The following is a 24226-nucleotide window of genomic DNA, read 5'->3' as shown; positions in this document are numbered from 1 at the left end:
ACCTGAACCTGAACCTGAACCTGAACCTGAACCTGAACCTGAACCTGAACCTGAACCTGAAATTCAATCAACACATGATCAGGAACAAGAGCTCGATAACGTAGCGGTTGAGGTTGGTGATTCGTCAGTGACTGCTGCTGAAAAAGAGAGTCAGGCTGCTGCCCAGCTACAGCCTAGCGCTAATCTTGAAGCTACTGAAGGCTTACAACAAACCAGCTCGCAAAATATTCAACATTCCTCTCATTTAGCAGTCGATGATCCTAGAGCATTACTGCGCTGTGCACCGCAAGAATTAGTCGGCGAGTGGACGCCTGAGAAGTGGGACTACTGGTTACAGACGGCGCGCGAAGAGGGTATTCTAGCCTCAGATGAGCTCGCTTTAGCTCGTCAAGGTATGATGACGGGTCTGTGTGATGGTCCATCTGCTTTTGTGACTAGTATTGATAGTAAGCATTTGCAAGCTACTTTTCAGCAGCTGGCGGCGACGTTGAAACAACAGTTTACGCAAGCAGATATCAGTTTAGAGATAGACGATAGTGCCCAGAAAACTGCAGACAAGACGCCTGAAAGTCGCCAGAAGTTACGACTGGAGCAAGCAGCACAAAGCGCACAAGAGCTACTATTAGCGTCGCCAGTGATGCGCTATTTGACTGAGCGCGGCGAGGGCAAAATGGGTAAGGTGAAGCTCACCTAAGTTTGAAGATACACTGATATGATACTCATCAAGAGACAAGCTCAATAAATAAAGATAACTTAGTCAATGTGCTAAATGCTATTTTATCGATATATAGCATATTATCAAAATATGCGACTCATTAAGTGTACGCTTTAGATATATTAAAGATAGGTAAAGTTTTTTTAATTAGTTATAATGGTTAAGTTATATTAAAAATTAAAAAAGAGTTTAGGTGACAATATGTTAGATAATTTGCGCGGTATGGCTGTGTTCGCGAGTGTGGTCGAGCACGGCTCTTTTAGTGGTTCAGCTCGGGAGCTTGGGATTACCACTAGTGCCGTCAGCCAACAGATACGTTCTTTGGAAAATGATCTGGGCGTAGTGCTACTACATCGATCTACTCGTAAGCTGAGCTTAACGGAGGCGGGCGAGAGCTTTTACGAGTCAGCAAAAGATGTCGTGAGTGCCGCTGAGCAAGGCCGTATCAAGGTCAATCAATTACGTGATGAGCTGGCTGGTAGCTTGCGTATTGCGACCACGCCTGAGCTTGGCGTGCACCATATATTGCCGGCGTTATCGACTTGGATGGCAGCTCACGATGATTTGAGTATTACCTATCTAGCAGATAACCGCTATGTGGATATGATTGATGAGCGCATCGATATCGCTGTGCGTATGAGCCCAAGTATCGATAACTCTGCGCTGAGCAGTCACCCTTTATCAGATGTGCGTCAGCTACTAGTGGCCTCACCGCAATACTTGCGTCAGCACAAAAAAATAGAGAGCCCAAAAGATTTAGCCGATCATCAGCTCATCTGTATCGATATTATGCAAGATGCAAGCTATGTTGAGCTATCAAAAACGGAAACCAGTAAAAAAACGCGTATCAAAATGGACTCGCGTATTCATACCAATAACGTTTTTATGGCACTAACTTTGGCAAAAGAGGGTCATGGTATCATCAGAATTATGGAGATGGATGTTAAGCGTGAGCTTGAAAACGGTACCTTAGTAGAAGTATTAACTGGCTATCAATTACCAAGTTTTGTACTGTACGCGGTGACCTTGAATCGCGAACAGCAGCCTGCCAAAATTACTCGCTGCTTAGAGGTATTAAAAAAGTACTTTCATGCGAGTTAATAGGCTTTGAATGGCTTATCATTTTGACTATGCCATCTCGATTAATTAGGGCGTGTTGAACATTCACAAGAAGGCACTGCTGATAGCTAAAATCGTTCTAGTCTAAGGGAAAATTGCAGGTAATGCAGATGCCTTAGCTAAATTTTTACAACGACTAGGGCGATTTTAGCATCAGCCCTCACTCTAACAACAGGGACAGGACTCTTTTTTGCCGCTTTATTGATAAAAACTGACGTATAGAATGACTATACTTACAATTTTTATCTGCAAATCGTCTAAAAAATAGTCTCTGTCAGTGCCACGGTCGAATGTTCAACACGCCCTAGTACGCTTATAGAGTTAAAAAGCCTTTAGAGCTATGTCATCTAAAGGCTTTTTTTTAATTCTGTTTTTTGAGGTTTCAATAAAAGCTTAGCGTTAAAGTCGCGGTTTTAATAAATTATGCAGACGCTCAACCACTTGCGTGCTTTCATAACGGCTGATATTGAGTGGCGGCAGTAAACGAATGACATGACCGCCAGTGACGTTGATGATAAGCTGCTGCTCATCGCGAGCAAGATTAACCAGTTGACTACAATCCGTATCTTCTGGCAAAACGATACCGATCATCGTGCCGGCGCCGCGCGTGGTAACACCGTATTGCTGCAACTCACTAGCTAAGCTGTCGCGAATAAACTGACCTTCAAACACAGCGTTGTCCATTACGCCGCTATCAGATAACACCTCGTACACGCTATGGACGACGCGGCTTGCTAGCGGAGTACCGCCGTAAGTAGAGCCATGGCTGCCTGCACCGAATAAGTCTTTAGCTCGGCCACGTACCAAGCAAGCACCTACCGGAAAACCATTGCCTAAGCCTTTCGCTGTGGTTAATACGTCAGGACGCGCTTTACTGTGCTGATAAGCAAAATATTTGCCAGTACGGCCATTACCTGTTTGTACTTCGTCGAGCATAAAGAGCCAATCGTGAGCGTCACATACCGCTTGCAGCTCTTCTAGATAAGTAAAGCCGTTAGCCGCAGTATTAAGGCCGCCTTCACCTTGAATGGGCTCTACCAAGATAGCGCAAATCTCGTCATTGTCGCTAGCGGCTTGTCTGATAGCTTCGATATCACCAAACGGCAACCGGATGAAGTCCTCATCTAAAGTAAAGAAGCCTTCACGTGCCTTTGGATTAGCTGTGGCAGACAAAGATAGTAAGGTACGACCATGAAAGGAGTGTTCCATGACGATAACTTTAGGGCGTTTAAAGCCTTTATTATGTGCATAAAGTCGTGCCATTTTCAGCGCCGCTTCATTAGCCTCAGCGCCACTATTAGCAAAGAACACGCTATCCATCTGCGCCGCTGTACATAGCGCTTCACCCGCGCGCTCTTGCCAATCGATACCGAATAGGTTACTGGTATGCATCAAAGTGGCGGCTTGCTGCTGAATGGCTTCGGTGACTTTTGGGTGACAATGGCCTAAACCACAAACGGCAATACCGGTCAGCGCATCTAAATAAGGGGTATCGTCCTTTGTATAGAGCCAACTGCCTGAGCCGCGCATAAAGCTTATCGGTTGACGATTATAGGTAGGCATCAGATAAGTCGCTGACATACGGACATCCTTAAAATATAAATGTGAGAGGGTAGGTTCTGGGGTGATTTGTTATAATAATGGGCTCAATTGTTAGGTGCTACCATACTGACCACAAAAACGTTAGCGTTATAATTCATCAGAAAATGGAGTGGACTCAGCGGGTAAAGTGTATTCTTCACTGGCCCAAGCGCCTAAGTCAATGAGCTTACAGCGCTCACTACAAAAGGGCTTGGATTTATTATCTTGCCAAGCTGTGAGGGTGCCGCAGCGCGGGCAAGGATAGCTTTTTGGTGGGGTAGTGTCAGTCGTGTCAGTCATAAGCACAGGGCAACTTTTTATATTTTAATAAATAACAGCCGTTATAATAGCATGTGCTTTATAAAAGACAACGCAGACTAAGGCGCAAATGCCAAAAATAGAGGCAAAAAACCTAAAGAGAAATCAAGCAAGAAATAACATAATACAGCGAACTCAAATAGCTTAAGCAAAAAATAAATTATGAAAAATATACAACACGCACAAAGAGAAAATAATGACTAACGAAAGACATTTATCACATAAACAAAGCAGACCCTTCCAGCCTACAAAATTATCAAAACCGCGTAACTTTGTTATACCTGAGATACTAACCAACAAGCAAAAGAATAGCCCACCTATCGTTATCGAAATCGGGGCAGGGAAGGGTATGCACGCGCTAAGCTTTGCTAAGCAAAACCCTGATAAACATTTGATTGCCATTGAACGTACGCGTAATAAGTTTGAGGCTTTCTCTAAAATAGCTGAGACGCAGCAGTTAGCGAACCTTATTCCTGTCCACGCCGACGCAATCGCTTGGATAGTGCAAGCAATAGCCCCTAACAGTATCAGTCAAATATACTTACTCTATCCCAATCCTGAGCAGCATAACCCTAATCAGCAGTGGTTAAATATGCCGTTCTTTGAGTTCTTACTATCACGCTTACAAACCGATGGCAAGATCGTGTTAGCAACTAATATAGAGCAGTACATGGCCAATGCACGAGAGCAGGCCGGCACGCTATGGTGTCTACCCAACACAAGAGCAGAGGTTCCGGCAAACAGTCAGCGTACGCATTTTGAGATCAAATATCTAGCTCGTAAAGAGACGTGCTGGCAGTTGACTATGGTTAAGCCTAAGGGTTATCAAACTAGGTTCGATACTTGGCAAGTGAGCTAACTTTATTAGCACAAAGGGGGCGAAAAAAGCAGAGATAGCGTCAATGGAGAGGCTATCGCTTATAGTTTATAAATATAAAATAGCCTAAGCAAATAAAAATAAATATCAAAAAACCGCCCCAAAAAAGAGCGGTCAAAAATTTGGCTTATTTTTGTACTATAAAAATGGCTTAACCAGTTTATCAGAATCAGTATGAGCATCCAAAACCGTTAAAAAAGTATAAGCACCAATAAACTTACGGCTAATAAACATAAACTCTTTGGGTGGCAAATTAAACTCAAAAGACTGCATAGCAGTAGTAGCGGCGGCAGAGATACGCGAGTGTAGCTTACTGTTGGACCAAATATAGCGCTGATTATCATCTAAGACTTCAGTAGGGATGTCTGGATTACTTGCCGTATCGCTAAAGGGCTCGGTAGCTAATAAAAATATATTAGCAATATCAGAGCTGACTTTTTGGCTCATGGTATCAAAGAACTCATAGCCTGTCATAGCGTTCATCATCGCTTGGTGATCATGATAATAACCCGCCTTTAGTAAGCCATGAGCAATCGTTAATAGCTCATAATCGAACTGGCGAATGGCTCCAAAGTCGAGCAGTACCAACTTATCAGGCTCATCCATGCTATCGCTAATGCGTACTAGATAATTGCCAAAGTTGGGGTCGGTTTGCATCTCGCCCCATACAAATATCTCTTGCATCATAATCTCGATAGCTGCTTGGCCTATAGCATTACGCCGCTCAGCAGATAACTCTTTTAGTCGTGCAGAAGTCACTGGAACGCCGGATTCATAAGACATACATAATAAGCGCTGACTTGAGAAGTCGCGGTATATCTTAGGCACAGCATAACGCGGGTCATCTTGTAGACGCCCATAAAAACGCTCAGTGGTCGCCGCTTCGATATTATAATCAACCTCAACGTGCAGTAGATCTCGAATCTCTTCAAACCAAGTATCTAAAGCACGAGTTTGCGGTACGGCATTACTCACTTTTAGCAAGCGTTTGAATAGCGCTAAGTCTGAGTCGATAGCATCGGCAACGCCTGGATACTGAATCTTTAATACCACCTCTTCGCCAGTCGCTTTTATGGTAGCGCGATGTACTTGGGCGAGGGAAGCGGTACCAATAGGTACTTGATCGATATCAAGCTCATTGAACTTTTCGCCTAAAGTACGGCGTAACGTCTGCTCAATTCCTGGCCATGCTAAGGTTGCCGTATCGTCATTTAAGGTTTGTAGCGCGCGAGTAATCTCAGGAGGTAAGATATGCTCACCATACAAAGCTAGCATCTGTCCGATCTTGACTACTGAACCCTTAAGCTTACCAAGCTCTTCTGCCACATAGTTAGCTTGTGCCTCCATAAACACTTGGTTGCGCGCCGAGCGAGCTTCTTTACCCAAAAACATGCCAGACACACTATTACCTGCCCAGCGGCGGCCAATATTCAAAGAAGTCTTAGCAATAGACATCCGACGCTCAAACCCAGAGGTTTTTAGGTTATCAATTGACTGCTTATTATTAGTAGGTTTATACACATCATTTGCCATAAATATAATCATTCACTAGGTTAATAATGATTTGTGGGTGCGCCGCTATGAATGCAAGTCAAAAACCTTACGAGTGCACAAAATTGTATCACAGCAGCACAACCTTACCGACAATAAGGGTGTGGCCACTTCCCAGCAAGCATTTATTGTTTATTTTGAGCTAGCTTTAGTCTTCGCGAGCAATCGCTTGATAACCAATATCGCGGCGATAATGTGCACCCTCAAAGCTGATAGCGCCTGCAACGCTTAATGCTGCTTGTTGTGCATTTAAGATGCTATCAGCGAGCGCAGTCACACAAACAACACGACCGCCATTCGTGACAATTTCTTTATCGCTATCGTTTTGAGCATTGGCACTTTGAGTATTGATATTGATATCTAAATTTTCTACTTCTTTAGTAAAACCCGTACCCGCATGAAATACTTTTACAGACTGCTGATCGTCAAGCTCAGGTAGGCCTGATATTACATCGCCTTTGGATGACGTTTCTGGATAGCCTTTTGAGGCGATAACGATACCTAGAGCAGGGCGCTCATCCCAATTCGCCTCTTTTGGTAGCTGACCTGCTAGCCCTGCTGTCACTAAATCTACTATTGATGATTGCAAGCGCATCAGGATAGGCTGCGTCTCTGGATCGCCAAAACGGCAGTTGAATTCAATGACGTAAGGGTCGCCTGCATCATCAATCATTAAACCTGCATATAAAAAACCAGTATAAGGGTGGCCAGCGGCATTCATCGCATCAACGACCGGCTGAATGACCTGCGTCATAACTTTGTTATGGACCTCATTGGTGACGACCGGTGCAGGAGAGTAAGCGCCCATACCACCAGTGTTCGGGCCGGTATCACCTTCAAAGGCACGTTTATGATCTTGGCTAGTGGCCATCGGCAAAATGTTGTCGCCATCAATCATACAAATAAAGCTGGCTTCTTCGCCTTGCAAAAATTGCTCAATAACCACGCGGCTACCGGCATCGCCAAACTTATTATCAGCTAGCATATCATCAATAGCTACATGGGCCTGCTCAGTAGTCTCAGCGACGATAACGCCTTTACCTGCGGCAAGGCCATCGGCTTTGATAACGATAGGCGCGCCTTGTTCGTCGACATAAGCTTTGGCACTGGCTGTATCCGTGAAGCCTTGGTAAGCTGCCGTCGGGATATTGTTGTTTTGCATAAACTCTTTGGCAAAGGTCTTTGAGCCCTCTAGCTGCGCGCAATAAGCAGTCGGCCCCCAAGCTTGCACGCCTGCCTTGCGGCAAGCATCGATTATACCAGTCACTAAAGGCGCCTCAGGGCCAACGATGACGATATCGATATCATTATATTGACAAAACTCTATAACGGCGCTGTGCTCATTATCAGTGTCTTTATTATCCAAAACGATATTTTGGCATTTAGGCTCCAGCGCCGTGCCTGCATTACCTGGTGCGACATAAACGGTCTCAACATTGTTATCTTTGGCACACTGCCAAGCCAATGCATGCTCACGTCCACCGGCACCTATTACCAAAACCTTCATCATACGTTTCACCTTTGTATCGATTTAATCGACTATGTTGTTTATTGAATGCATTTATTGAGTGTTGTTATTGTCAGTTCTTAATGACGATCAAGCATCATGGCTTATGTATAACTCTGCAAGCCCGCCTCATTTACTATGGCGTATTCTAACAAATAATTTGTATGAATTGTTATGAGTATAAAACCCACCGCGCACGCAAAAATAAACTCTGCTGAGCGCTAATAGTAAGTAGTGACTGGCTCATCTTTCGGTCTTGACTTTAAGCTCAGTGGTCTCATTAGCAAAGGTTATTAACGACTGCTTAATGCATGAAATAATGTTGAACGCTACAGCTGAGCGCATAGGTGCGTTACACTTCACTAAATAAGCGCTTTAATAAAGACAGTAACGTCATTACTCATTCTGAGTCGTTAGCCGTATTCAACCATACTGGCTCAAAATACATAAAACCGAAAAACATCGTGATAAACAAAATCTATAATAAGGAAAACGCTATGCCAAACTCTTTGAGTATCAGTAAAGAGGATATTAGCCAAATCAGTGACATTGCCACAAGTTATGTGCAAAAGGATAAGTCACTGGTAGAGCCGTTTATGCAAAGCTACTATCGCACTTTGCATCACGAAATCGCTGATCAGATTGACAATGTCGATCTAGCCGGCATGGCACTACACCACTTTATCTTGTTGAAGGCTTATAAAGGTGACAAACCGCAATTAAAAATACTAAACCCTATTGCCGAAGAGCAGCATTTTCATAGCTCCCATACCATCATTCAGATGGTTGCCTATGATCGCCCCTTTCTGGTGGATACTATCTTGATGAGTCTTGAGGCTCAAGGCATAAACGTACACCGTACCTACAATACGATCATAAGTGTAGAGCGCGATGACGACGGTCATATTACTCAAATCGATAGCGCCACTGAGAGCGCAACCTCGCATCTATCACTGATCCAATGCGAAATTGCTTATCAAGACGATAGCGAATTGGCGGATCTACAACAAATGCTGCTAGAGAAGGTGGATACACTAGATACGGTAGTTGGCGACTGGCAGCAAATGCATGAGCGCCTAACGCAGATAAAAAACGAGCTATCAAAACAGACTTTGCCTGAGGTGTTTTACTCGCAGCAAGAGATTCAAGCCTTTTTGGATTGGATATTAGATGATAATTTTATATTTTTAGGCTACCGAGAGTATCGCTTAGAAAAAGAGGGGATGAATGAGGTTAATAATGAGGATTTGAATCTATACTCTATTGGTAACAGCGGCCTTGGCTTATTACGCGGCAGTAGTGAAGATAGCTTGTCGGAGAGTTTTAGCCAATTGCCAACAGAGCTCAAAAAGCTGCTAACAGGCCCGCGGGTACTAATGCTATCAAAATCAAGCCACGTCTCACCTGTTCATCGTCCGGTCTATATGGATTTTTTGGGTATTCATAAGTTCGATAGTCAAGGCAAACTCATTGGTGAGTACCGCTTCATCGGCCTATTGACCTCACAAGCGTATCAACTAACAGTCAGCAACATTCCACTACTGCGCGAAAAAGCCAATAAAATCATGGCAATGACCTCCATTCCTAAAGACGGTCACGCCTATCATAAGATGACTCATATCATCAACACCTTACCGCGCGACGACTTGTTTCAAGCCAGCGTCGAAGAGCTGTATCCGATGGTGACAGGCATCTCACAACTGCAAGATAAAAAGAGCCTACGTCTATTTAGCCGCGTCGATCACTATCAGCGCTTTGTCTCTTGCCTAGTCTATATTCCAAGAGACAAGTTCAATACTGAGCTACGGATTAAAGTACAAAATGTGCTAAAAGAAGCTTATGGTGGCACCTCATCTGGGTTTACCACTGAGTTTAATGAATCCGATCATGCCCGCGTTCATGTGCATGTTCGCACAATCCCAGGACAAGTTAATGAGGTTAATACTAGCGATTTAGAAGCAGAGCTCACCGGATTGATGCAGTCATGGAGCGATCATTATCAAAAAATGCTACTCGATAACGTCGGTGAGCAACAAGCCAATGCGCTCATGCGCCAATTTCTAGCGTTTATACCAGCTGCTTATCAAGAGCGTTTTGATGCGCGTACCGCGGTTGAGGACACCAAACGCTTGCAGCGTCTGATCAGCATGACAGATGATGAGCCAATGATTTGGCATTTATATCAGTCTACTGGCGATGCCAGCAATCAGCTGCATCTAAAACTTTATGGCCATCAGCAGCCTGTTATTTTATCAAAGGTATTACCCGTACTAGAGAATTTTGGTGTATCGGTAGTCTCCGCTCAAACTTATGAGTTTGATCTACCTGAGCAGCCAATCTGGATGCAAGAGTATGAGCTGACGCTCGAGCATGTCGATACCGTCGATATGCGCGTAGTCCGCGATCAGTTTGAAGATAGCCTGCAGCAAATATGGACGGGGAGAGTGGAGAGCGATCCCTTTAATGAGCTCGTGCTCATTACCGAGTTAGATACCTATGATGTCGTTGTTTTACGGGCGCTTTCAAGTTACATGCGTCAGGCGAAAGCGCCATTCTCGAGCAGCTATATTCAGCAGACCGTCGTCAAATATAACGCTATCAGTGTCGCTTTAGTTAAGCTCTTTGATGCGCGTATGAATCCTAGGTACAGTGAGGACAGCCGCAAGGAAAAAACCGCGCAAATTCAGCAAAACATCCTTGAAGACTTGGCTGCAGTTGATAGATTGGATGAAGATCGCATCCTGCGTTGGTACTTAGACTTAATCAACGCTATGGTTCGTACGAACTTTTATCAGGTCGATAGCGAGGGCGGACGCAAAGATAGAGTGTCGTTCAAGTTTTTCGCGGCAGATATCCCTAATCTGCCGAAGCCGAAGCCGATGTATGAGATATTCGTCTATTCACCAAGAGTCGAGGCGGTACATCTACGCGGCGGCAAAGTTGCCCGCGGCGGTCTACGTTGGTCGGATCGCATGGAGGATTTTCGTACTGAAGTGCTTGGACTGGTCAAAGCCCAAATGGTCAAAAACGCAGTTATCGTACCAGTAGGCTCGAAAGGCGGCTTTATCGTTAAGACCAAAACGATGGCAGATGGCCGCGAAGCTTTTCAAGCTGAGGGTATCGCTTGCTACCAGACCTTTTTGCGCGGGATGTTAGACGTCACTGATAACATCGTTGATGGGCAAATTGTCCCGCCAGCCAACACCGTGCGTCATGATGACGATGATCCGTATTTAGTAGTGGCAGCTGATAAAGGTACCGCCAGCTTCTCTGATATCGCCAACGCGCTATCTAGCGAATATAACTTTTGGCTTGATGATGCTTTTGCTTCAGGCGGCTCAGTCGGTTACGATCACAAGGCAATGGGCATTACGGCACGCGGCGGCTGGGAGTCGGTCAAACGCCACTTCCGTATGCTAGGTCAAGACATCCAAAACCGCGACGACTTTACGGTAGTTGGTATCGGTGATATGAGTGGTGACGTCTTCGGTAACGGTATGCTGCAATCAAAACATACTAAGCTTGTCGCCGCCTTTAACCACTTGCATATCTTTGTTGATCCAAGCCCTGATCCCCAAAGCTCTTATGCCGAGCGAGAGCGTTTATTTAATACGCCGCGCTCGACTTGGGATGACTACGACAAGTCGCTCATAAGTGCCGGCGGCGGGGTGTTTGCGCGTACCGATAAAACCATAGCCATCACCCCTGAGATGAAAGCGATATTCGCTATTGAAGACGATAGCTTAGCGCCTAATGACTTTATCAGTGCCTTACTACGAGCACCAGTTGATCTCATTTGGAACGGCGGTATCGGCACTTATGTCAAAAGCGCTAATGAGAGTCATGCCGATGTCGGCGACCGCGCTAATGATGCCGTGCGAGTCGATGGCGGAGAGCTGCGCGCTGCAGTAGTCGGTGAAGGCGGTAACTTAGGCTTCACTCAGCAAGGACGTATCGAATACGCGCAGACGGGCGGGCGCATCTATACTGACGCTATCGACAACTCAGGCGGCGTCAACTGCTCGGATCATGAAGTCAATATCAAGATCTTGCTCGGTAAAGTGGTTGAGCAAGGCGATATGACCTTAAAGCAGCGCAACGAGCTGTTAGAGTCGATGACTGATACCGTAGCGCAGTTGGTATTGCGTCAAAACTATCTTCAGCCACAAGCGCTTGAGCTCAGTCAAATACGCGCCGCTGATAATCTGAGTGATCACCAACGCTTCATTCAGCTGCTAGAGTCTGAAGGTCGCCTTGATAGAGCGATTGAATATCTACCCTCCGATGAAGAGATTGCCAAACGGCAAAAAGCCAATACCGGTCTGACCAATCCTGAACTAGCAGTGGTTATGGCTTATGGCAAAATGTGGGTCTATGATCATCTGCTATTATCGGACTTGCCTGATGCGCCATATTTCGTCAATGAGCTGCGTAAGTACTTCCCTGATGAGCTGGTCGGACGTTTCTTTGATGAGATGACAGAGCATCGTCTAAACCGCGAGATTATCAGCACTTATCTGACCAACAGCGTGGTCAATCGTTTGGGTATCGAGGCACTGTTCCGTCTCTTCGAAGAAACAGGGCAGACGCTCGCCACTATCATTCGTGCTTATGCGATTACTCGTGAAGTGTTCGAGGTAAAAGCAGTATGGCAACTGCTTGAATCGCTTGATAATAAAGTCGATGCCAAGCTATTATTAAAGCTTGAGCTGCGCTTACGTGATGCCTTAGAGGGCGGCGTAGTGTGGTTTATCAATGCCTTTGGACAAGATCTGCAAGTGGCTGATATGATCGAGCGTTTTGGCAATAGCGTCGCACAGCTCACCAAATCAAACGGCTTTATTGAGCAGCAGTTTGCTCAGTATCTACAAGACGATACGGAAAGCCTCACCGCTGATGGCCTTGAGGACAATGATGCGGCGTTATTTGCTATCTTGCCTTATCATGTTGATGCCTTAGATACTGCCTTACTCGCTGAAAAATATGAGCGTTCAGTAGAAGATATCGCATCCTTGTACTTTGAAGCTTATCAAGTGCTACAGTTTGATTGGATGATGGATCATATCGCCACTCTGCCGCAGCAAGACTACTGGGATCGCCGTGCCCGCCACGCGCTCGTCAATGAGCTGACACGTAGTTTGCGTCTGCTTATGAATGCGCTGCTGTCAGAGCCTGATGCCAAAGGCGCTTTTGACGAGTGGATGTCACGTCATGAGAATGCACTCAGCGCTGTCACAACTGAGATGCAAAAGCTAGATAACAATGATAGCGTTATTAGTCTGTCCACGCTGTCAGTGCTGATGAGCGAGCTGAGCAGTCTAGTCAGTAAATAAACAATCAAATCATCAATGGTATAGAAAAAAGCCACCGCTTATGAGCGGTGGCTTTTTAATAAATAGTGTTTGGTTATTTAACGAGAACTACAACCAGATGCTTATAAAGAGATAAAAATCAGCATCGTTGCTATCGCAGCTATTACAAAAACTGTGACCGGTAGCAAATGGCGAGGTTTCGTTATTGGCGATATTGGTCTAGACACCTGAGCAATTTTGTTAATAACCATAGCCATTTTATTCTCTTTTTTATTAGGAGCTTGCAATATGATAACAGCCTTGGCCAGTAATTTGGCTAAAACCGCCGGATAGTTTTTTGACTTGAATCTGCGTCAAAATCCTTTCTTTTAGCGCTTGTACATGAGAGATGACGCCGATCAACTTGCCTTCTTGTTGCAAGCTTGTTAGCGTATCTAGCGCAATGTCAAGCGACTCTTCATCTAGCGTACCAAAACCTTCATCCAAAAACAATGAATCGACGCGGATATTCTGACTGGCCATCTTCGATAGACCTAAGGCTAGAGCAAGACTGATAATAAAGCCTTCTCCGCCTGAGAGATTCTTGGTACTGCGAATCTCGCCACCTTGATAGTTGTCTATTACATTGAGCTCAAGCGGACTGTTATCATCACGCGCCAGCAAATAACGATCACTCATCTTGTGTAGTTGGGTGTTGGCGTGATTGACCATAATATCAAAGGTCAGGCCCTGCGCGAACGCCCGGAACTTTTTACCGCTACTCGAGCCTATCAGTTCATTTAACTGACGCCAAACTTGTAGATTCTGTTTTTGCTCAGCGATGGCTTTGAGCTGGGATTGCTGACTGCCTTTTTTATCTTCGTTATCTTTGAGCTTTTGCGTCATCGCGCCGATCGACTCTATTAGTCGATTAGACTCGCTTTGTGCTTGCTGCTGCTCATCTAACAGACTGTCTTTTCTCTTTAAGGTGAGCGGATTAGCTTGTTTGTCTGCAAGTGCTTGTTCGGTCTGCTGCAGTAGGGATTTTGCTTGCTTTAACTGATAGTCGATTTGCTGCTGCTGCTCGCTTAAGTGGCTGCGCTCATGCTGCGATAGGCGCGCGCTGACAAAGTCCGTCTCAATAGCAAAGTCAGAGCTCGCTAGCGCCTCTTGAAAGATGTCTTCTTGATCCTCTAAGGTGTTTTTTGCAGCCAACAACTCACTTGAAAGTCGTGTCTGCTGCTGCTTGGCTATTTGCAATAGCTGCTGAGCACTATCGATGTGCCTTTGTACCGAGGACTGCGCGGTTTTGGCTTGTTCAAAGTCTAAACGTAACCGATCTTCCTCTGCATCGACATTTTTATCAGCAAATAGGGTTTGTCTGTCTTGCTGTAATTCGGCGATAGCTTTGGTCTGCTCGGCAATAGACTGGCTTAAATCGTCAAGCTCAGTGCTCTCTTTATCTAACTGTGATTGTTTGGTCTCAATCTGAGTAGTTAAGCGACTCAGCTCAGTCGTTAGGGTTTGCTGCCGCTGCTTTTCTTGATTGTATTTCTGTTTTAACTCCAGCATATGAGTGCGATGCTGACGCAGAACCGTTAACTGCTGCTCGATCTGTGCGCTATTTAATACGGTTTGCTCATCGATACTCGATCGTAACAGCTGAATCTCAAGGCCTGTTTGCTGAGTTTGCTCAGACGCCCAGTGGCTAGCAATGTATTTATTAATAATACTGATCACATCCGCGATAAGTGTTTGTAGCTCAGTAAAATGAGCTTTAGTATTGTCTTGCAAGCCATCGAGCCTTTGCTGATTGAGCTTATTATCATTATCGAGCAAGCTGATTTCGCTTGCCAGCTGATACTGCTGTTTCTCAAAAAGCGCTAATTCTTTTTCAACCTTCGCTATGGAGTCGTTCAGAAACTCGTAATCGGTTACAGACTTTTTTACTCTCTCTTTATATTCAAGCAATTGCTGTTTGGCTTGATGGCATAGCTCAGTGATCGTATTAATGAGTTCAGCGTTTACCGTTTTAGAATGTAGACTCTGTTTCAGCGTTTCAATAAGCGGACTAATCTCATTAAGCGCTTCGATGTTAGTTAACGTGGCATGACTATAGTTTTCATTGTCAGTCGTTATGCTATTGCTCATCTCTTGAATATCGCCGCTAAGCTTAGTGGCTTGAGCAATCAAGGCTACTATATGCCGTTGCTCCTCCTTCGACTGATTGACCGTAGTCGCGAAGGCAATTTTATACTGTGACAGCTCACTCTCTAAATCTTCTATTACTGAGTTACTGTCAGTGAGCTGCTGCTCAGTGATTGAAATTTGCGAAGGCCCATCTGTCGTTGTACGATTCGCATTCGGATGTTCTAAAGCGCCACAAAGCGGGCAGGGCTGACCGTTTTCTAACTCATCAATGTAGTGCTCAAGGCTCGCAACTTTTTGGAGTAGCGTCAACTGCGTCTGCTTTTCTAGGCGCTTATCCTTGGCTACTTTAATCGCTTCTTCAGTATCAGCGATGGATGCTTTGAGAGTCGCTAAGGTGTCACTGATACTAGGCTGCGATGATTGCAGGTTTTTGATTTGAGAGGTGAGCGTGATTAGCTGCTGATTGCTATATAGCAGTGGCTCAATTTGACTGATGATATGTTCAATCTGCTGCTGTTCAGCTCGCTGATCCGCCAATGATGTGGTCGCAAGCACTTGCTGCTGTTGCTGTTGTAACTCATTAAATTGTTTTTGAGTCGCTGCAATTGAGGTCTCTTGCGCCTCTTGCTGTGATATAAGCTTGGCTTTGTCTAGCTGGTACTGCTGGGTTTGCTCCGCTAGAGCCTTTTTTTGCTCCGCTAGAGTCATATTATCTTGCAGTAACGTCTTAAGCCTGCGACCGCTATTCTCAAAAGTGGCTATGTCAGTATCGATATCATTAAGCTCGCTATGCGTCTCTAGATACTCTACCGTACTCGCCAGCTGCGACTCACTTTGCGCAGCTAGGGTTTGATGCGATATTATGTCTTGCGTTAAGCGCTGCACATTAGCGGATAGCGACTCTTGACGTTGGCGGCTATCATTTAGACTATAGCTTTGCTGCTTGATACTTGCATCCAGCTCGCGGGTTTTAGCGATTTTAGGCAAGCCCTCTTGTAGTGCTTGTTGGGCCTGCTTATAGTTTTGATCAATGCTTTCAAGCTGAATTTGTAGTTGCTGTAAGTCAGACTGTTGCGTAGGTAGTTTTGCTGCTACTGTTTGCTGCTCGTCGGACAAGCGCTGCACAGTGTCACGACTGCGACTGAGTTGACCGAACTGACTCTCTAACTCCAGCGCTTTTATCGCAGCCTCTAAGCGCTTCGCATCAGAGGTGAAGTCTTGTTTTGCTTGTTCAGCTTGAGTTAAGTCGCTTTGGTAAGCGGCAAGCCTACCTTGCAGCTCGTCAACCGCCTCTAACCACTGAATCTGCTCACTTATTTGCTGATACTGTTGTTGCTGTTTGGCTTGTGCTGCTTGAGACGTTGTTAACTCCTCATAAATGTGCGCTTCTTCTTCAGTAGTCAATAAAATCAAGCCATCCAAGCCATACTGTAGTTTGCTTAAAACCTCTTCCTCAGAGCGCTTCTTTTCAAAGACATGAGTCGATATCGTCGCGTAAATATCCGTGCCTGTAATCTTTTCTAAAATATCGGCGCGCGCGTCCGCTTTGGCCTTTAAGAAAGCGGAAAAACTGCCTTGCGCGAGCAAAATGGAGCGCGTGAACTGCTCAAAATCCATGCGCGTAAGCGCTACGATCTTCTCTTTAGTACGTGATAGCTTACTCTCTAAAATCTCATCGTCACTATTCTCATTGTCAGTTTGAGTATTAACCAAGGCTATCTCGTGAGTTGCGTCCTGCAAATTACCATCAGGCTTACCATAAGCGCGGCGCTGACCCCAGCGGCAGCGGTATTGGACACCATTGAGATCAATGACTACCTCGGCAAAGCACTCTGCTGTTTGCCGAGTCATCACCTCATTACTGCTTTTACTAATGCTATTAATCCTTGGCGTTTCGCCATAAAGCGCTAAACAAATCGCATCTAAAATCGTGGTTTTGCCCGCACCGGTCTGTCCGGTGATGGCAAAGATGCCTTCGTTAATAAAAGCAGAATCAGCGAAATCGATGTGCCATTCGCCTTTGAGTGAGTTGAGGTTTTTGAGTCGCAGTTCGATGAGGCGCATGAGCAAGTCTTATGATTTGGATGGTTCAAAATTTTAAAATATGGATGATGTTTTTTAGAAATTTAGCTATTTATTCAGCCCGACTATCATCATGATAAATCGTATGCAAAATTTGCTGATAAGCGTCTAATAATGATTCTTTTTGCTCCTCTGGCACGTCATTAACCGTAAGGCAGCGCTCAAATACATCTTGCTCATTTAGGTCTTGCAGCGTCTCAGTGCTTTGTTCTTGGTTCAGTACTTTATTATAAGTGCGTGTATTTCTTATCTTTAATACTTCACAAGATAACCCTTCTATCATAGCAGCGACTTCTTCACGCAGCTCAGTGACAATGTCCTCACCATCATAAATAATCTCAAGCCATATCGACTCCGTTGGGTTTAAGTCTTTGATGGTATTAGCAATAGTGGCCAAATCGCCTGATATTTGCGCGAGTTTTTGAAAGCAAGGAATAGCTAGCGAGACGACTTGCATATGACTGTTGTCATCTGAATATAGGACTTTATAATCATTAGGTGGGGATTGGTTTGCATTTATTTCATTATTTTCTGATGAAATAGGAGCATCTTTTTTATTGTCCGTAATGTCTGTATCCTCAAAACCAAAAAGATCATCGGCAAACAAATCATGGTTAAGTGTGGACGCTTTTTTAGTGACTTTTTGAACCGGTTCTACTGTGACCTCTGCTAACAAATGAGTTGGTTCTTGTGTTTGCGGCTCTATAATAGATCTATCCAACCCTGCGCCAAACTGTACGAGTAGCACTTGCTTTTGCTGACGGGCTTCACCAAAGCCCATGGCGATAGGCGAGCCTGAATAGCGAATATGCTCTTGTCCGCCAACGCGCTGCGGCACATGCAAATGCCCAAGCGCGACATAATCGAAGCTCTCATCGAACATCTCAGCTGATATTTGACCGAGGTTACCGACATAAAGATCGCGGACGCCATCATCTTCAGTGGTTTTGCTACCAGCTGCGAACAGATGACCGGTTGCGATGATAGGAATATGGCGCTGATGTCTCTCGCACAATGATTGTTGTGCGGCATTGGCTAAGCTTGCGACTTCATCGTAGTGCGCGCGGATACCTTTAATAACATTAGTATCTTTGCTATCAGCTGACTCGCCAGCACTGCTGCTACGCACATCACGATCGCGCAGATAAGGCACGGCGGCGATAATGCAATGCGGATTACCGTCGTTATCATCTAATATTAACACCTCATCGTTTAAGTCTTCACAAGCAGTGCCGATGACATGCACGTTTAAGAATTTGAGCACTTGGCTTGGCGCATCGAGAAAGGTTGGGGAATCGTGATTGCCGGCGACGATGACAATATGCTCACAGCATAAAGTTGAGACTTTGCCCAAAAATTCATAATACAGGGCTTGCGCCCGATTGCTTGGCGTCATGGTGTCAAAGATATCACCGGCAACGATAAGCACATCGACATTTTGCGCGTTGATGGTCGTCTCAAGCCAAGCTAGAAAAGCTTCAAACTCTTCATAACGCATACGACCATACAGTCTGCGCCCCAAATGCCAGTCTGAGGTATGCAGGATTGTGAGCGGCTTAACGGGGTTTTTAACAATATCAGCTGCGGACATAGGTAGGCTTAATAGCAATAAATAAAAAGGGTTTTATTCTAGCAAGAATTGCTGAGGTTTGCTGTGCTTGAATGATTAGAAGGGTCTAATATGAACTAAAATAACCGTCTATTAAGACTAAGAGAATTAGGAAAACGAAAAAGCCACCTTAATAAATGATTAAAGTGGCTCCGTTCAATAATGACAATAAAGTGTTTATCCAATAATCAACTGCTCTAAACTATCCTCTTTTGATTCAGAAAGAGTAGCAATCATCGATAACGCATGAGCTTGTTGGTCAACAGCTTGACCCTTTGGTGTTGTTGCTGTCCCGCCACGCAGCCAATTACTTTCAGTATTAGCTAGACTTTGCTCATGCTGCTGCAGATGTAGATTGTACCAAGCTAAATCATGATGCAGCGCCACTACATCACCCATAATGAGTAAGGCAGGCGTTGGCAACTGCGCTTGTTCTTGTCGCTCTACGATACTAGCCAGTGTACCGGTCAGCACTTGCTGATTAGGCATACTAGCGTTGGAGACGATAGCGATAGGCGTCTCACTGCTACGGCCTGCCTCGATTAAACCTTCAGTCAAACGCTCTAGCGAATGCAAGCCCATATAGAAGACCACCGTCTCATTGGTATCGAGCAGATTCTCAAACTTTTCATTAGGCACACCAGCCTTTAAAAACCCTGTGACAAAACGCACCGACTGAGAATGATCGCGGTGGGTGAGTGGAATACCAGCGTAGCTCGCGGCAGCATTAGCAGCAGTGATACCTGGTACTACTTGATAAGGCACACCGTGCGCGCGCAGGCTCTCAATCTCTTCACCGCCGCGTCCAAATATAAACGGATCGCCGCCTTTGAGACGCACGACTCGGCGACCTTCTTTAGCCTCGTTGATTAACAACTCATTGATACCCAATTGCGCGACCGCGTGATTGCTACGTTTTTTGCCAACATAGACTTTGTCCGCATCACGGCGGCACAAATCTAATACTTGCGGGGAGACGAGCGCATCATAAAAGACGATATCGGCTTGCTGCATGAGACGTAGCGCTTTAAAGGTTAATAATTCCGGATCGCCTGGGCCTGCGCCTACGATATAGACTTCGCCAACAGGATTTTTGCCTTTATTGCTGATATCTGAATCTGTATCTTGATTGTCTAAGTTTGCTGCAGAGTTTGTGACCACTTCTGTATCATCGCTATGTTGATTGGCAATCTTTTTAGCAGTCTCAGCTAAGTCTTTTTGCAATTGCGCAGTCGCCTCAGTCTCGTTGCCGGCAAAGATGAGCTCACTGACCTTACCTTCAAAGGCGCGCTCCCAAAACTGACGACGACCCGTAAGCGTTGGGATTTTACTTTTAACCTCTGCGCGAAACTCGCCTGCCAGTTTTGCCAATTTACCATAACCTTGCGGGATCAGCGTCTCAAGTCGTGCCCGAAGCAAACGCGCCAGCACGGGCGCTTTACCATTCGATGAGATACCAATAACAATCGGATTGCGATCAACGATCGCGGGAAAAATAAAGTCACATAAATGCGGTGTGTCAACGACGTTGACCGGAATATTGAGCGCGGTTGCATCGGCATGAATTTGATGGTTCAACGCCTCATCATCAGTGCCAGCGATGATAACGCGCGCGCCTTGCATGTACTTTTTATTATAATTTTCATAAATAAGAGTATGCTTCTCATCACTTAATAACGCGTGCAGCTCATCACAGATACTAGGGGCAACAATAGTAATAGCAGCACCGGCACGGCTAAGCAAATCCGCCTTTCGCAGTGCCACATCGCCGCCACCCACGATCAATACTTTGCGGTTATCGAGTTTAAAGAATAAGGGAAAGGTATTCATAGGAGCACCAAAGATTATGCAAATTTATGTATGGCGTCATTATGAAGTATCGCGCGCGCTATCTCACCTAATGGATTGGCATTAGTATAGTTATATTTTTCATAAGAAAAGCGATTTTTGTTTAATATAGGAATGAGTGAGGCGAGTTCTTTACGTATTCAAAGTTAAGCAAACATACCCTAACATCGATATTCGTTTAACTGTGTTAGCATATTTTCAATAAATCAATAATCAAAGCGCAAACATGCTCTCGCCAGGCTTTATCGAAACGCCAATGACTGACGGTATCGATGATGAGCGTTTAGATCGTATCCCTGCTCAGCGTGCTGACAAGCCAGAAGAGATCGCTGCATTGGTAGTATTCTTAGCATCTGATGACTCAAGCTATATGCATGGCGCTAATATCTTTATGGATGGCGGCTGGGTGCTTGGCCGTAAATAGCAATTCCTCTTTTTAGCAGTCATAGATACAATCAAATAGATACAATCAAAAAGCCCTCTCACCTTGAGAGGGCTTTTTGATTTTTACAAATTATAGATGAGTACTAAAACCTACAGCTGGGTGTGTAGTCCGCACTCGCGGTGCTCTTCAACCTTAGTCGGATCAAAATAATCAAACTCGTTAGGCAAGTTGTGCTCATCTAAGTACTTATCTAAATCACTATCGGTTTTTTCAAACAGCGGCGCAACTTTTAGCACACCGTCTTTTGAGAGGCTTAGAACATCGAGACCTTGGCGGAATTCGGTTTGATCTTTTCGGATAGCGTTGAACCAAACGTCAGGCTTTAGCTCATCAAGGGCGCGGCGAAACGGCTCAAGTTTGACTTGCTCAGTAAATTTGTCGTGTAGCTCGTCATTGACGCCTGGGATACCACCCAGAGTGACGTCACGGTGGGCCGCCGTCTGCTTAGGAATATAAGTAATGACGTTTAGGTCTAAGTCGTTGATCACTTTATTAGCGAAACGATAAGTGGCATCGGTGTTGTAGCCTGAATCTACCCATAATACGGTGATGTCAGGGCGCAGTGAAGCGACTAAGTGCAAAATGGCAGACTCATAAGGGCGAAAGTTAGTGGTGATAATAGGGTTTTTGGCTTGCGATAGCGCCCACTCAACGATCTCTTCAGGCGATTTGCCTTGCAAGTCTTTATTAGCTTGGTCGATGTCTAGGCTTGGATGTAGTTGGCTCATGGTTATGTCCTTAAATTAGAAAATTAATGTAATTGTTAAATAGAAAAGTAAAAACTAAGTGCCTGCAAACATAGGTAGTGCGGAGGCATCACGGCCCCCATAACTACTTGCAAGCGCGGTAAAGGCCTGTTCGATATGAAACTTGGAGTCCGGATGTACATCATGTTCGCTCAGTACAAAGCTATCGACGCCGACGCGCAAAAGATAAGCGATTTGGTCACGGCCAAACTCGCCTGCGACTCGAATCTCTTTTTTGTAGCCCAATTGACGTAAGGTTTGTACAAAGCTAAAGGCGCGACCATCAGCAAACTTGGGCACATGAATGACAATCAGCGTTTGCTTCAATAACAGCTCGCTAAGTTTGCTTAGGACATCGGCATCAGTATCGGCAGTAATCCACACGCCAAGATGACTGCTGTGCTGAACGATAAGCTCATACACCTCGTTCATCAGCCCGCCTGCAAGCGCGCCTTCAGTATTCAGCAGATCGGCTAGCGGCACGATAACCTCAGGCTTTTCTTGACGGTGTAGCAGCTCAAGCAAAGTGATCTCACTCAAAGCAATACCGCCGGGTAGAGTATCAGTGCTTAGTGCCAGCCAGTTATCTTGCGCGCTAATATCACCGCCTTGACTATCTAAGATATGATGATTAGCCATAGACCTTCTCCTTAAACGGATCAATACCGACGCGCTCTACCAATTCGCCAAAGCTTTCGACATCGTTATCCGTAGTTGCGCGTAGATCGACATAGACATCAACGATCTGTTGAATGGTATCCGCCACCGCTTCGGTTGGGACAGAGCGGCCAAGTATTTTGCCAAGTTTGGCGTCGTTACTTGAGTTACCGCCAAGGCTGATCTGATACCAGTTCTCGCCCTTTTTATCGACGCCGAGAATGCCGATATCGCCAGTATGATGATGCGCACAGGCATTGATACAGCCCGACATATTGAGTCGAATATCACCCAAGTCATACAAGTAGTCCAGATCGCTAAACTGCTTCTCGATTTGCTCGGCGATGTTATGCGTCGTGGCATTAGCGAGCGAGCAGTAATCCCAACCGGGACAGACGATCATGTCGGTTAAGGTATTAATATTAGGACGCGCTAAGTGCAGATCTGATAATTGCTGCCACAGCTCGTATAGCTTATTGGCTTCCACATCAGCAAAAACCAGGTTCTGCTGATAGGTACCACGCAGCTCGCCAAAACTGTACTCATCTGCAAGATCGGCTAGCGCATCCATTTGTGAGTCGGTAACGTCGCCTGAAGGCACGTATTTACCGTCAACCAGTCCTGCTTTTAAGGAGATGACCACCGCGCGGTAACCTGCAATTTTATGCGCGACGGTGTTTTGCTGATACCAATTGGCAAAGTCTTTATTATCCGCAAGCTGCTGCTGCAGCTCAGACTGCACTTGTAGCCCATCAAATGTCTTGTAATCAGGTACGCTAAAATAACTGGTAGCCGTCGCAAAATTGTCATCAGTTAAGGTGAGCGGACCATCTTTGGTATTCGCCTCCCACTCGGCATCAACGAGCTTAGCAAACTCGCGCCCGCCTAAAGTATCGACCAAGATTTTGATGCGAGATCTATACTTGCTACCTTTGTCACGGCGACCATGCAAGTTATAGACCCGTAAAATAGCATCTAAATAGCTGAGCAGATGTTGGCGCGGCAGAAACTCATTAATGACTTTACCCAGTACAGGGATACGACCAAGACCGCCGCCCACTAGCACCTCAAAGCCAAGCTCGCCGGCGTCATTTTTCTTAACATGAAGGCCAACATCGTGGACTTGCGTGGCTGCGCGATCGGTCTCTGTACCGATAACCGCAATCTTAAATTTACGCGGCAAAAAAGCAAATTCGGGATGAAAGGTTGACCACTGACGAATAATCTCACAGTAAGGACGCGGATCGGCGATCTCAGCCTGATGAATACCAGCATAAGGGTCAGTGGTGGTATTACGAATACAGTTGCCAGAGGTTTGGATGGCGTGCATCTGCACGGAGGCCAGCTCCGCTAAGATATCAGGAACCTCTTCTAATTTTGGCCAGTTGAGCTGAATATTGGTACGCGTGGTAAAGTGCCCGTAGCCTTTATCGTATTTACGGGTAATCTCGGCAAGTTTACGCAGCTGATAGCTGGCAAGTAGGCCATAAGGGATAGCAATCCGTAGCATCGGCGCATAGCGCTGAATGTAGAGACCGTTTTGCAGTCGTAGCGGTAGATACTGATCCTCTGGCAGCTCGCCTGCCAAAAAGCGTTCGGTCTGATCGCGGAACTGCGCGACGCGTTCTTCTACCAGCGTTTGATCGGCGTAGTTATATTTATACATGACGTAATCTCAATAGTGATTTGCGTGTGTAATAATTCTAGAGCGTGCTTCGGCGCTAATCTA

At 45.4% G+C, this 24226-nt stretch carries 14 protein-coding genes and 1 pseudogene; 5 read left to right on the top strand and 10 right to left on the bottom strand.

What is annotated here, in order from left to right; genetic code table 11:
- A pseudogene (locus tag I3248_RS03055) lies at positions 1–694 on the top strand (DNA polymerase III subunit gamma/tau); the annotation flags it as partial.
- A gap of 222 nt (positions 695–916) precedes the next feature.
- The gene (locus I3248_RS03050) at positions 917–1816 is read left to right on the top strand and encodes a LysR family transcriptional regulator (protein ID WP_238062507.1); all 900 of its coding nucleotides are present in this window, start codon (positions 917–919) and stop codon (positions 1814–1816) included.
- 417 nt (positions 1817–2233) lie between these two features.
- Here I3248_RS03050 and I3248_RS03045 read toward each other — a convergent pair whose 3' ends face one another.
- Together I3248_RS03045 and I3248_RS03040 are read right to left on the bottom strand one after the other, a co-directional pair.
- A complete protein-coding gene (locus tag I3248_RS03045; RefSeq protein WP_201602678.1) occupies positions 2234–3415 on the bottom strand; it encodes an aspartate aminotransferase family protein in 1182 nt (393 codons plus the stop codon).
- Positions 3416–3523: 108 nt separating this feature from the next.
- Positions 3524–3715, bottom strand: coding sequence for a DNA gyrase inhibitor YacG (locus I3248_RS03040; RefSeq protein WP_025644288.1), 192 nt, complete (start codon positions 3713–3715; stop codon positions 3524–3526).
- 214 nt (positions 3716–3929) lie between these two features.
- Between I3248_RS03040 and I3248_RS03035 the strand changes: the two genes are divergently transcribed.
- On the top strand, positions 3930–4592 hold the full coding sequence (locus I3248_RS03035) for a DUF938 domain-containing protein (protein WP_238062506.1): 663 nt from the start codon (positions 3930–3932) through the stop codon (positions 4590–4592).
- 156 nt (positions 4593–4748) lie between these two features.
- Here I3248_RS03035 and I3248_RS03030 read toward each other — a convergent pair whose 3' ends face one another.
- A complete protein-coding gene (locus I3248_RS03030; protein ID WP_238062505.1) occupies positions 4749–6143 on the bottom strand; it encodes an AarF/ABC1/UbiB kinase family protein in 1395 nt (464 codons plus the stop codon).
- A 166-nt stretch (positions 6144–6309) separates the two neighbouring features.
- Positions 6310–7668 (bottom strand): phosphoribosylamine--glycine ligase, encoded by a 1359-nt coding sequence (gene purD, locus I3248_RS03025; protein ID WP_238062516.1) that lies wholly within the window; start codon positions 7666–7668, stop codon positions 6310–6312.
- 497 nt (positions 7669–8165) lie between these two features.
- Between purD and I3248_RS03020 the strand changes: the two genes are divergently transcribed.
- Positions 8166–13001 carry an NAD-glutamate dehydrogenase gene (locus tag I3248_RS03020; RefSeq protein WP_238062504.1) on the top strand — a complete coding sequence of 1612 codons (4836 nt, stop codon included), beginning with the start codon at positions 8166–8168 and terminating at the stop codon, positions 12999–13001.
- A 252-nt stretch (positions 13002–13253) separates the two neighbouring features.
- On the opposite strand, the gene I3248_RS03015 is transcribed toward I3248_RS03020, so the two are convergent.
- The 3 genes from I3248_RS03015 to cysG form a co-directional block, all read right to left on the bottom strand.
- Positions 13254–17174, bottom strand: coding sequence for an AAA family ATPase (locus I3248_RS03015; protein ID WP_238062503.1), 3921 nt, complete (start codon positions 17172–17174; stop codon positions 13254–13256).
- Positions 17175–17244: 70 nt separating this feature from the next.
- Positions 17245–18783 carry an exonuclease SbcCD subunit D C-terminal domain-containing protein gene (locus I3248_RS03010; RefSeq protein ID WP_238062502.1) on the bottom strand — a complete coding sequence of 513 codons (1539 nt, stop codon included), beginning with the start codon at positions 18781–18783 and terminating at the stop codon, positions 17245–17247.
- A gap of 195 nt (positions 18784–18978) precedes the next feature.
- A complete protein-coding gene (cysG, locus tag I3248_RS03005) occupies positions 18979–20631 on the bottom strand; it encodes a siroheme synthase CysG (protein WP_238062501.1) in 1653 nt (550 codons plus the stop codon).
- 244 nt (positions 20632–20875) lie between these two features.
- On the opposite strand from cysG, the gene I3248_RS03000 reads away from it, so the two are divergent.
- The gene (locus I3248_RS03000; protein ID WP_238062500.1) at positions 20876–21073 is read left to right on the top strand and encodes an SDR family oxidoreductase; all 198 of its coding nucleotides are present in this window, start codon (positions 20876–20878) and stop codon (positions 21071–21073) included.
- Positions 21074–21183: 110 nt separating this feature from the next.
- Here the strand turns inward: I3248_RS03000 and I3248_RS02995 are convergent, their stop codons facing one another.
- From I3248_RS02995 to I3248_RS02985, 3 genes are read right to left on the bottom strand one after another with little or no spacing between them, the layout of a single operon-like run.
- Complete coding sequence (locus tag I3248_RS02995; RefSeq protein WP_238062499.1) at positions 21184–21822, bottom strand: phosphoadenosine phosphosulfate reductase family protein; 639 nt, start codon at positions 21820–21822, stop codon at positions 21184–21186.
- Between the two features lie 54 nt (positions 21823–21876).
- The gene (locus I3248_RS02990) at positions 21877–22479 is read right to left on the bottom strand and encodes a DUF934 domain-containing protein (protein WP_238062498.1); all 603 of its coding nucleotides are present in this window, start codon (positions 22477–22479) and stop codon (positions 21877–21879) included.
- Complete coding sequence (locus I3248_RS02985; RefSeq protein WP_238062497.1) at positions 22472–24163, bottom strand: nitrite/sulfite reductase; 1692 nt, start codon at positions 24161–24163, stop codon at positions 22472–22474. Before I3248_RS02985 ends, I3248_RS02990 begins: the two co-directional genes overlap by 8 nt.
- Between the last annotated feature and the right edge of the window lie 63 nt (positions 24164–24226).

It is taken from the genome of Psychrobacter sp. Ps3 (assembly GCF_022129275.1).
In the GTDB taxonomy this organism is placed as follows: Bacteria; Pseudomonadota; Gammaproteobacteria; order Pseudomonadales; family Moraxellaceae; genus Psychrobacter; species Psychrobacter submarinus.
The sequence above is the reverse complement of the archived record's forward strand: the minus strand, read 5'-3'. Positions and strand labels throughout refer to the sequence as shown.